This is a genomic window from Streptomyces nanshensis, from assembly GCF_001751255.1.
Classification (GTDB): domain Bacteria; phylum Actinomycetota; class Actinomycetes; order Streptomycetales; family Streptomycetaceae; genus Streptomyces; species Streptomyces nanshensis_A.
The window spans coordinates 2,032-12,311 of sequence record NZ_LJGW01000158.1; the positions used below are offsets into that span (position 1 = coordinate 2,032).

Annotated in this window: 8 protein-coding genes; 1 reads left to right on the top strand and 7 read right to left on the bottom strand. The window is 72.5% G+C overall.

The window, feature by feature from the left end; all coding sequences use genetic code 11:
- Window positions 1-93 precede the first annotated feature (93 nt).
- A complete protein-coding gene (locus tag AN218_RS09725; protein WP_070016372.1) occupies window positions 94-738 on the bottom strand; it encodes a 4'-phosphopantetheinyl transferase family protein in 645 nt (214 codons plus the stop codon).
- 14 nt (window positions 739-752) lie between these two features.
- On the opposite strand from AN218_RS09725, the gene AN218_RS09730 reads away from it, so the two are divergent.
- The gene (locus tag AN218_RS09730) at window positions 753-1,736 is read left to right on the top strand and encodes an aminoglycoside phosphotransferase family protein (protein ID WP_070016373.1); all 984 of its coding nucleotides are present in this window, start codon (window positions 753-755) and stop codon (window positions 1,734-1,736) included.
- A 13-nt stretch (window positions 1,737-1,749) separates the two neighbouring features.
- Here the strand turns inward: AN218_RS09730 and AN218_RS09735 are convergent, their stop codons facing one another.
- The 6 genes from AN218_RS09735 to AN218_RS09760 all read right to left on the bottom strand — a co-directional run bounded on the left by AN218_RS09735 (window position 1,750) and on the right by AN218_RS09760 (window position 10,276).
- The gene (locus AN218_RS09735; RefSeq protein ID WP_244900383.1) at window positions 1,750-2,289 is read right to left on the bottom strand and encodes a DinB family protein; all 540 of its coding nucleotides are present in this window, start codon (window positions 2,287-2,289) and stop codon (window positions 1,750-1,752) included.
- Window positions 2,286-3,296 (bottom strand): S66 peptidase family protein, encoded by a 1,011-nt coding sequence (locus AN218_RS09740; protein WP_070016374.1) that lies wholly within the window; start codon window positions 3,294-3,296, stop codon window positions 2,286-2,288. Before AN218_RS09740 ends, AN218_RS09735 begins: the two co-directional genes overlap by 4 nt.
- On the bottom strand, window positions 3,293-5,317 hold the full coding sequence (locus AN218_RS09745) for a prolyl oligopeptidase family serine peptidase (RefSeq protein ID WP_070016375.1): 2,025 nt from the start codon (window positions 5,315-5,317) through the stop codon (window positions 3,293-3,295). The genes AN218_RS09740 and AN218_RS09745 overlap by 4 nt, the downstream gene beginning before the upstream one ends.
- Before the next feature lie 92 nt (window positions 5,318-5,409).
- Window positions 5,410-6,738, bottom strand: a complete 1,329-nt coding sequence (locus AN218_RS09750) for a M20/M25/M40 family metallo-hydrolase (protein WP_070016376.1) — start codon at window positions 6,736-6,738, stop codon at window positions 5,410-5,412.
- On the bottom strand, window positions 6,731-7,564 hold the full coding sequence (locus AN218_RS09755; protein WP_070016377.1) for a M55 family metallopeptidase: 834 nt from the start codon (window positions 7,562-7,564) through the stop codon (window positions 6,731-6,733). Before AN218_RS09755 ends, AN218_RS09750 begins: the two co-directional genes overlap by 8 nt.
- A gap of 204 nt (window positions 7,565-7,768) precedes the next feature.
- On the bottom strand, window positions 7,769-10,276 hold the full coding sequence (locus tag AN218_RS09760; protein ID WP_079131991.1) for an MFS transporter: 2,508 nt from the start codon (window positions 10,274-10,276) through the stop codon (window positions 7,769-7,771).
- Between the last annotated feature and the right edge of the window lie 4 nt (window positions 10,277-10,280).

The window sequence follows — 10,280 nt, forward strand, 5'->3', positions numbered from 1 at the left end:
CGGCGCGAGAGGCCGCGGTGGGTGCGGCTCGGAGGCGGACGGGGGCGTACGGGGATGTACGGGGCGCGGAGGTGGCGGGAGGGGCGTGCGGCGTCAGCCGCGTCGGCAGGCCCAGGCCGCGGCGTAGCCCTCCGGTGCGGCGATGTCGCCGATGCGCCAGCCCGGCGGCTCGGCGGGCGGCTCCCCGGTGCCGACATAGGTGACCGACGGCTCCTCGGCGAGCCCCGTGCCGGTGCCCTTGAGATACGCCTCCTTACGGGTCCAGCAACGGGCGAACGCGGCGGGCCGCCCCGCGGGCGCCTGCGCGCCCAACTCGTCCCGCTCACGCGGATGGAGAGCACGCGCGACGTCCTCGACGACGGCGACCGACGGCTCGGCCTCGACGTCCACGCCCACGGGCACCCCGGCGAACGCGAGCAGCACCACGTCCCCGGCGTGCGAGAGCGAGAAGTGCAGCGGATCCCCGGCCACGCCCGGCCTGCCGTGCGGGCCTCCGCACACGGGACAGTGAGCCCGTACGAGGGGCACGTCGGCGGGCGCGAAGCCGGTGCGGTGGGCGAGTTCGCGCCGCAGCGCAGTGTGCGCGACGAGAAAGCGCTCCCGGTCCGCCGGGCGCTGGAACACCTCCGCCCGCGCCCGCTCCTCCTCGGAGAGGGAGTCCGCGTCGCGGTCGGCGCGCGCGGCGTTCTCCCGTACCCGGAGGAGAAGAATCTCGGGAGCTTCGGGCGCATCGGTCATGGTACGAACGTACCGTGACCGACCCGTCGCTCTTCCCTCCCTCGCTGCCGGTACTGAACGGCATGCGGCGCACCGCGAGCGGACGCGAATGGCTGGAGCAACTGCCCGCCCTGGTCGAGGAGTTCCGCGACCGCTGGGAACTGCGGCTCGGCACCCCGTACCACGGCGGAAGCTGCTCATGGGTCGCCCCCGCGCTGCGTACGGACGGCACACCGGCCGTGCTGAAGGTGACCTGGCCGCACCGTGAGGCACGGCCCGAGGGCGAGGTGCTGCGGCGGTGGAACGGGCGAGGCTCGGTGCTCGTCCACGAGCACGACCCGCAGCGCTACGCGCTCCTGCTGGAGCGGTGCGAACCCGGCACGGAGCTGTGCGCGGCGGCGGAACTGCCCCCGGAGGAACGGCTGCTGCTCGGCGCCGGGGTGCTGCGACGACTGTGGGACGCGGATCCGGACGAAGCCGTCGGCGAGGGCCGACCGCCGTCCGTGGAACGGTTGTCGGCGCTGTGCGACGACTGGGCCCTGCGTACCGAGGAACGCGTCGCCCGTCACCCCTGGCCCGCCGGCGTCGACACCGGACTCTTCCTGCTCGGGGCGGAACTGCTGCGCGAACTGCCGCGCGGCGCCTCCCGGGAGACCGTCCTGCACGGCGACTTCAACCCCGGCAACCTTCTCGCCGCGGAACGCGAACCATGGCTGGCGATCGACACCAAGCCGCTGGTGGGCGATCCCGCCTTCGACCCATGGCCGCTGATCCAGCAGATCGACGACCCGTTCACACACCCCGACCCCCGGCGAGTGCTCGCCGACCGCACCGCGCTCGTGGCCGACGCCACGGGCACGGACGTCGCCCGCGTCCGTGCCTGGGCCGTGGCCCGCCTCGTGGACTTTCTGCTGTACCACCTGGACGGCGACGGCGAACTGTCCGACAGCGGGCGGATGTCGGAGAGCGGGCGGAGGTCGGAACAGGTACGGACGCTGGCCGGCCTTGCCGGGCTCTGAGCGGGGGGGTGCCTCACTCCCCCGTCGTGCCGTCTGCCAACTCCCGTGCCACGTCGAGCTGTCCCACGTGCCGCGCGTACTCCTGCAGCAGATGGAAGAGGATCCACGCGAGCGACGGCGCCTCGTCCTCGGTGGGGAAGCGCCCGCCGAGCCGTGCCCGCGCGTCCAGCCGTGCGTCGCGGACGATTTCGCGGGACCGGTCGCACTGGGTGCGGAAGGCGTCGATGACCTCTGCCGCGGACATGCCGTCCGGGACCCGCCATCTGTCGTCGCCGCCCCGGTCGCCCCACGGGTCGGGGACGCGTTCGGCCTCGAACCCCCAGCACAGCCAACGGCGTTCGACATACGTCAGATGGCGTACGAGCTCCAGCGGTGACCAGCCCGACGGCACACGGCTGCCGCGCAGCTCCTCCTCCGGCAGGCCCTCGATCTTGCGCAGGAGCGTGTCGCGGTAGTAGTCGAGATAGCCGCGCAGGAGTGCGTGCGGCTCGGCGACGGACGGCTCGGGCTCGCCCGGCGGCAGCGGTGGGATAGAGGCTTCGATGGCGGTCACAGCAGTCCCGGTTCGTCGTATGTGAGGGTGCCGGCGTCGGCGTCGAGTACGGCCGGGACGCCGAGCGGAAGGGTGGGGGTCGAGGGGCCGTGGCCGAAGCCCAACTCCTCGACGAGGGGCACGCCCAGCGGTTCGAGGCGTTCCCGCAGCACGGTGCTGACCTCTTCCGGGTCGCCGCACGCCGTCCAGGAGCCGAGCGCGATACCGGCGACGCCCTCGAACCAGCCCGAGCGCAGCAGTTGCGTCAGCAGCCGGTCGAGGCTGTAGGGCGGCTGGTCTATGTCTTCCAGGAGCACGATGGCTCCGGCTGCGGACGTACGGGCGTGCGGGGTGCCGAGTTCGGCCGCGAGCAGCGAGAGGTTCCCGCCGATGGTGACGCCGCGGGCCTGTCCCGGAACGACCGTGCGGGTGGCGGCTGTCGGCCCGATCTCCAGCACCTCTTCGGGGGTGAAGAGGGAGCGCCGCAGATGTTCGCGCGTGGCCTCGTCCTCGATGAAGGAGAGAGTGGCGGTCATCGGCCCGTGGAGTGTGGCGAGTTCGAGGCGTTGCGCCATCGCCTCGTGCAGGACGGTGAGGTCGCTGTAGCCGACGAAGACCTTGGGTCCGGCCGCGCGGAGCCGGTCCCAGTCGAGCCGGTCGAGGATGCGCTGGGTGCCGTAGCCGCCGCGGGCGGAGATGACGGCTGCGAGCGACGGGTCGCACCAGGCTTCTTCGAAGTCGCGGATGCGGTGTTCGTCGGCGCTGGCCAGATGCGCGAGTCGGGGGTGCGGGGTCAGTACGTGGGGGCCGACGACCGGTTCCAGGCCCCAGTCGCGCAGTACGGTCAGGCCGCTCTCCAGCCGGTCACCGGGCACGGGGCCGCTGGGGGCGACGATGCCGACGCGGTCGCCTTTCCGCAGTCGCCGGGGCCTGGTCAGGGGTGTGACCAGCGGGGCGGAGGCGGTGGCCGTCCCTGGCGTGGGTGCGGTCGTCTGCGTGGTCGTCGATGCGGAGGTGTCAGTGCTCATCGGTCCAGCTCCAGTACCGGCACGTCGTCACGGGTGATGCCGAAGGTCTGTACGTACAGGGCGAGTTCGGACTCGGTGGCGCGGATGATCGTCTCGGCGCGGCGGAAGCCGTGTCCCTCTCCCTCGAACGTGAGATAGGCGTAGGGGACGCGGCTGCCGTCGACTTCGGCGAGGAACCGTTCGCACTGCACGGGCGGGCAGATCACGTCGTCGAGTCCCTGAAGCAGCAGGAAGGGCACGCTGATGCGGTCGGCGTGGTGCAGGGGTGAGCGGTCGCGGTAGCGGTCGGGGACGCTCGTGAGGGGGCCGACGAGCGATTCCAGGTACTGCGATTCGAAGTCGTGGGTCTCGTCGGTGGCCCAGCCGGTGAGGTCGAGGATGGGGTAGCTGATCGTCCCGCATGCGTAGAGCCCTTCGGCTGCGGGCGAGGTGAGGGAGACGGCGGTGGTCCAGCCGCCGGCGCTGCCGCCGCGCACGGCGAGCCGTGCCGGGTCGGCCTCTCCTTCGGCGGCGAGTTGCCGGGCGGCGGCGGCGCAGTCCTCGACGTCGACGACGCCCCACTGTTCGCGCAGCCGGTTGCGGTATGCGCGTCCGTAGCCCGTCGAGCCGCCGTAGTTGACCTCGACGACGCCGATGCCGCGGGAGGTGAAGTAGGCGATCTCCAGGTCGAGTACGAGGGGTGCGCGGCCGGTCGGGCCGCCGTGTGCCCAGACGACATACGGGGGCGCCTCCCCTTCGGGTGCCTCGTAGCCGGGGTGGTGCGGGGGGTAGACCTGGGCGTGGATGTCGCGGCCGTCCGGGCCAGTGAAAGTGCGCTCCTGCGGCTGCGGATAGTGGGCCGGGTCCACGGCGTCCTTGTGGTGGGCGGCGACGACTCTGCTGTGTCCGGTGCGGGTGTCGATCTCGACGACCTCGTAGGAGGTCTGCGGTCCGGCGGCGACGCCGATGACCCGGGTGCCGGCCGTGGCCAGGTCGGCCCATTCGGTCCAGGGGCCGGTGGTGTCGGCGAGTTCGCCGGTCTGCGGGTCGAGGATGCCCAGCCGCATGGAGCCCTTGCCGTGCAGGGCCGCGATGAGGCCGCCGTCCAGGGGCTCGAACCACGTCTGTCCGATGCGCCAGAGTCCGGCTGCGAACTCCTCTTCGCGCGGGCACAGATCGCGCCGTGCGCCCGGGTCCGAGGCTGCGGCGTCGAGGTCGAGGCGCTGGAGGTTCCACCAGCCGGACTCGTCGGAGGCGAGCAACAAAGCGCCGTCGGGGGCCCATTCGACCTGTGCGACGGATTCCTCGGGGCCGCCGGCGACGGTGCGGACGTCTTCGAACCGCCCGGTGTCCGTGACCCGTGCCGTCATCACGCGGGTGCCGTCCCAGGGCATCGCCGGGTGGTCCCAGGCGAGCCATGCGGCGCGTGTCCCGTTTGGGGAGAGCCGTGGCCCGGTCACGAACCGGCTGGCGTCGTCGGTCAGTTCGCGTACGACGCTGCGGTCTTCGGCGGCGGAGCCGTCGAGGGGGACGGCGGCGATGACCCGCCGCAGATCGGTGGGGCCCTCACCGGTGAACTCCTCCAGTACGCACCACACTTCGGGCCCCGCCGGGCCTTCGGTCAGCACGACGGGGTCGCACCAGCGCAGTCCGCCCGGTACGAGCTGCGCGGCGGGCGTCAGCGGCCAGGGTTTCTGCTCGGGGCTGTCCGGTGCGACGGCGTAGAGACGCTGGTCCGCGAAGTGGGTGAAGACCACCAGCGGCCCGTCGTCGGTGCGCGTCGCGCCCGCCCAGGGCCGGCCGCCGTACTCGATGACGCGGTTGCGTACGTTCCATGGCGCGGGCAGCACCGAATGGGCCTCGCCGCCGCCCGCGGGCAGCCGCATCAGGGCGCGGCGCCCGCCCTCCTCCGGGCGGGGCTCCGTCCACCAGACCTCCTCGCCGACGGTGCCGAGATACTCGGGGCGTCCGTCGTGTGAGGCGACGAGCGCGGCGTCGATGGGGGACGGCCAACTGCCGTACGGGGCAATGGTCTTCGCCATGTCCGGTGAGCCTCCAGATGGGCCGGGAAGGGGACGGGACGGTGTGCGGAGGAGTGGAGGTGATGGGCGGTGCGGGCGCGCGTGGGCGGTGTTCAGAGGGCGCGCAGGGCGCGGTCCAGGACGCGGGTGCCGAAGTGCAGGGCCTCCACGGGGACGCGCTCGTCGACGCCGTGGAAGAGCGCCTGGTAGTCGAAGCCTTCGGGGAGCTTCAGCGGTGTGAAGCCGTAGCCGGCGATGCCCAGCCGGGAGAACTGCTTGGCGTCGGTGCCTCCGGACATGCAGAACGGGACGACGTGGGAGTCCGGGTCGAAGTGCTCCAGCGCTTCGCGCAGCACGCCGTAGGTCGGTGAGTCCACGGGGGCTTCCAGGGCGACCTCGCGGTGGTGGAACTCCCAGTCCACGTCGGGGCCGGTGAGTGCGTCGAGGGTGCGGTGGAACTCCTCTTCGCCGCCGGGCAGCATCCGCCCGTCGACGAAGGCGGTGGCGCTGCCGGGGATGACGTTGACCTTGTAACCGGCTTCCAGCATCGTCGGGTTGGCGCTGTTGCGCACGGTGGGCTCCACCAGGGCGGCGGCGGGGCCGAGTTCGGCGAGGAGCTTGCCGGCGTCGAAGCCGGGCGCGTCCAGGTCGGGACGGGGCAGGCCGTGTACGGCGGCGAGTTCCGTCAGGGCGGCGCGCACCGTCGGGGTGAGCCGCTGCGGCCACTCGTGGTCGCCGATGCGGGCGACGGCGGCGGCAAGTCTGCTGACGGCGTTGTCCCGGTTGACCTTGGAGCCGTGGCCGGCCTTGCCGCGGGCGCTGAGCTTCAGCCAGCCGGTGCCCCGTTCGCCCGCGGCCACGGGATACAGCCGCAGTCCCTGGCCGGCGTGGAAGGTGAAGGCCCCGGACTCGCTGATGCCTTCGGTGCAGCCTTCGAAGAGGCCGGGGTGGTGGTCGGCGAGGAAGCCCGAGCCGTAGTCGGCGCTGTCCTCCTCGTCCGCGGTGAAGGCGAGCACGATGTCGCGGCGGGGCGGTACTCCTGCACGGGCCCAGGCGCGGGCGAGGGCGAGCACCATGGCGTCGGCGTTCTTCATGTCGATGGCGCCGCGGCCCCAGACGACTCCGTCGCGGATCTCGCCGGAGAAGGGGTGGACGCTCCAGTCGGCCGGTTCGGCCGGGACGACGTCGAGGTGGCCGTGTACGAGGAGGGCGTCTGCGGAGGGGTCGCTGCCGGGGATGCGCGCCACCACGTTCGTACGGCCCGGTGCCTTCTCCAGCAGGTGCGGTTCGACGCCCACGGCGGACAGCCGTTCCGCGACGTATTCCGCGGCCTCGCGTTCGGTGCCCTCGCCGCCGCCGCGGTTGGTGGTGTCGATGCGGATCAGCTCCGAGGTGAAGGTCACCGCCTCGTCGAGCGCCGTCTGGTCGATGTGCTCAGCCATACTGTTCCTCCACCGCGGCCGATACGACCGTCGTGACTGCCTTGAACGTGCGGATCCCCTCGTACATGTCGGGGGAGGTGTAGACGACGCGGCGCTCTCCGGAGCGCTTCACGCCCGGTACGACGGTGGCGGCGCCGACGAGGTGTTCGGCGTCGAACTCCAGCTCCACCGTGTGCTGCTGGGACTGCGAGGGGCTGGCGCGCACGGCGAGGGCGACGGCCTTGCGGGCGGCGGACTGGATGTCGGCGGCGGTGCGTCCGGGGGTGCGGCAGACCGCCGCGTAGCGCGAGACGTAGTCCTTCACGGCGACGCCGAACGCGTCCGGTGCGTAGCCCTTCGCGTCCTCGACGGTGCGGTCGTCGCCCGTGACCAGGACGACCGGCACTCCGTACTCCTCGACGACGAGGGCGTTGAGGAGACCTTCGCTGGCGCGGGCTCCGTCGACCCAGACGCCGGTGATGGAGTTCGCCAAGTACGTATGGGCGAGGACGCCTTCGGTGCCGGCGCCGGTGTGGTAGCCGACGAACGCGATGCCGTCCACGTCTCCGTGCTGGACGCCCTCGACCATGCTGAGCGACTTGTGCCGGCCGGTGAGCATCTGCGCGCGGTCGTCGAGCTGTTCCAGCAGCAGGTTCCGCATGGACCAGTGCGCCTCGTTGATGAGCACCTCATCGGCGCCGCCCTCGAAGAAACCGGTCACCGCCGCGTTGACGTCCGAGGTGAACATCGGGCGGCAGCGCTCCCATTGGGGCGTGCCCGGCAGGACGTCGGCGGGCCATGTCACGCCGGTTGCGCCTTCCATGTCGGCGCTGATGAGGATCTTCATGCCGGGAACGTTACGCGGTCGGCAAACCCGCGGACACCCTTGTGGATAACTCCTGTGGTCTCGACCACTGGAACCCGTCGCCGTCACCTGCTGACCAGGCGTTTCCACGTGTGACGGGCGCCTTGGACCGCTTTCCGCGACACGCACTCCGCACGGTGCGCGCGGCAGGCGCCGCGGCGCTCCGCGGGCGTTCCGGCCCAGGCGTCAGTTCTCGTGCCCGAGTTGCAGATCGCGTTCGGTGCGTCCGCCGCCGGCGATGTGCAGCACCGTCGCCACCGGCGGATATCCGGCGGCGATGACGGTGTACTCGCCCGCGGCCAGATCGACGAAGCGGAAGACGCCGTCGGCCCGGGTCGTCGCGGTGTCGACCACGTTGCCCGCGGCGTCCAGCAGCGTCACACGGGCGTCCTCGACGGGCCGTCCGCCGCCCGCCCGTACGGTCCCGCGGAGCGTGGCGCCGCCCGCGAGTTCGATGTCCTGGCGGGTCTCGCGCGCGGCGTGCACGGACACCGGCAGCGCCGCCGGACGGTGGGCGGGGGCGCTCGCCGCGAGGGTGTACTCCCCGGCGACGAGCTGGTCGAGCACGTAACTCCCGTCGTCCGCGCTGCGGGTGGCGGCCACGACCTCGCCGCGTACGTCGGTGAGCGTCACCGCGGCCTCCCGTACGGGCTGCCCGTCGGGCGTGAGCACACAGCCCGCCAGCCGTCCGGCGCCGCCGAGCACGATGTCGAGTTCGACGGGGCGCTCCCCCACGGTGACGCTGACGGCCTGCGGCTGGTGGCCGCTCGCGGCGGCGATCAGGACGTACGCACCGGAGGCGGGGGTGCTCAGCGCGTACCGCCCGTCGTCGCCCGTGGCGCCCCGGCCGACCTGTGCTCCGCCGGTGTCGATGAGGGTGAGCGCGGCCCGTGGCACGCTGCTGCCGTCGTGGTGGCGCACGCTGCCGCACACCGGGACTCCCGCCGGATGCGGCCCGTTGGCGGCCGGTGCTGCCGCGGCGGGCGCGTCGGTGTGCGAGGGGGTGCGTGCCTCGGGCACGGGAGCGTGCTCGTTCACGAGCGGTTTCTCCTTGAGGAAGAAGGTGAAGATCAGCCCGAGCACGAGCACCGGGACCAGATAGAGGAAGATGCGCGGCATGGCCTCGGCGTAGGCCGCCACGTAGATGTTCCGGAGCGGGCCGGGCAGCGCGTGCACCGCCTGCGGGGTCAGCGAGGAGGGGTCGGGCAGCCGGCCCGTTGTCGCGTCGTGCGGCAGCCGCTGGGCGAGGGCGTCGGTGAGCCGCCGGACGAAGAGCGTCCCGAAGACCGCGGCGCCCACGCTGCCGCCGATCTGCCGGAAGTAGTTGTTGGCGCTCGTCGCGGCGCCCAAGTCGCCTGCGGGCACGGAGTTCTGCACGGCCAGGACCAGCACCGGCAGCACCAGTCCGACGCCCAGTCCGAGGACGGCCATCCACACGCTGTAGGCCACGCGCGAGGTGTCCGTCTCCAGCAGCGACAGCAGCCACATGCCCACGGCGGCGAGGGCGCAGCCCAGCAGCGGGTAGCGGCGGTAGCGGCCCGTACGGGAGATGAGCTGCCCGGAGAGCGTCGAGGAGAGGACGACGCCGCCCATCATGGGCAGCATCAGCAGTCCCGACTCGGTGGCGGTGACGCCGTCGACCATCTGCAGATAGCCCGGCAGATAGCTCGCGGCCCCGAACAGCGCGACGCCGACGGCCACTCCGACGACGCCGGTGACGTTGAAGACGGAGTCGCGGAAGAGGCGCAGCGGCAGCACGGGCTCGCTCGCGACGTGTTCGACGACGAGGAAGAGCAGGGCGCTCGCTCCGCCTCCGGCGGCCAGGGCGAGGATCACCGGGTCGTCCCAGTCGTACTCGGTGCCGCCCCAACTCGTCACCAGGACAAGGCAGGTGGAGAAGGCGCCGAGCAGCAGCGTGCCGAGCACGTCCAGCTTGGGGCGTCCGCGCGGGCGCGGCAGCTTCAGCACGAACGCCGTGACGAGCAGGACGACCAGGCCGAAGGGGACGTTGATGTAGAAGCACCAGCGCCAGGACAGCTCGTCGGTGAACCAGCCGCCCAGCAGAGGTCCGGCCACCGACGCCAGTCCGAACGCGGCGCCGATCAGGCCCATGTAGCGCCCGCGGGCGCGGGGCGGCACGACGTCCGCGATGATCGCCTGCACGCCGATCATCAGGCCGCCCGCTCCGGCGCCCTGGACGGCGCGGTAGGCGATGAGTTCGGTCATGGTGCGGGACCAGCCCGCCAGTGCCGAGCCCGCGACGAAGACGACGATGGCGAAGAGGAAGATCCCCTTGCGGCCGAAGAGGTCGCCGAGTTTGCCGTAGACGGGCAGCCCGATGGTGGCGGCGAGCAGATACGAGGTCACGGCCCACGACATCCGGTCCAGGCCGTGCAGTTCGCCGACGATCTCGGGCAACGCCGTGGCGACGATGGTCTGTTCGAGCGCGGCCAGCAGCAGCGCCAGCATCAGGGCGACGAAGACGAACCGGACGCGGCGGGGGCTGAGTCCGGCGGGGCTCGGCGGCTTCCGCGGGCCCGGCCCGGCGACGGCGGAGGCCGGCGCTCCGGCATCGGGCCCGTACTCGGACCGGCGCTCCGGCTCGCACCCGGCAGCTCCCGGTACGGGAACCGCGGGCTCCGGCGGCGGCGCCCCGGGAGGCGGCCCCGGGACCTCCACGTCCACCTCGATCACGGCG

Bases quoted from the DNA above. Each gene is read 5' to 3' on its own strand.
- AN218_RS09740 (WP_070016374.1), bottom strand. From the start codon at position 3,296: ATGAGCACTGACACCTCCGCATCGACGACCACGCAGACGACCGCACCC.
- AN218_RS09745 (WP_070016375.1), bottom strand. From the start codon at position 5,317: ATGGCGAAGACCATTGCCCCGTACGGCAGTTGGCCGTCCCCCATCGAC.
- AN218_RS09755 (WP_070016377.1), bottom strand. From the start codon at position 7,564: ATGAAGATCCTCATCAGCGCCGACATGGAAGGCGCAACCGGCGTGACA.
- AN218_RS09725 (WP_070016372.1), bottom strand. From the start codon at position 738: ATGACCGATGCGCCCGAAGCTCCCGAGATTCTTCTCCTCCGGGTACGG.
- AN218_RS09750 (WP_070016376.1), bottom strand. From the start codon at position 6,738: ATGGCTGAGCACATCGACCAGACGGCGCTCGACGAGGCGGTGACCTTC.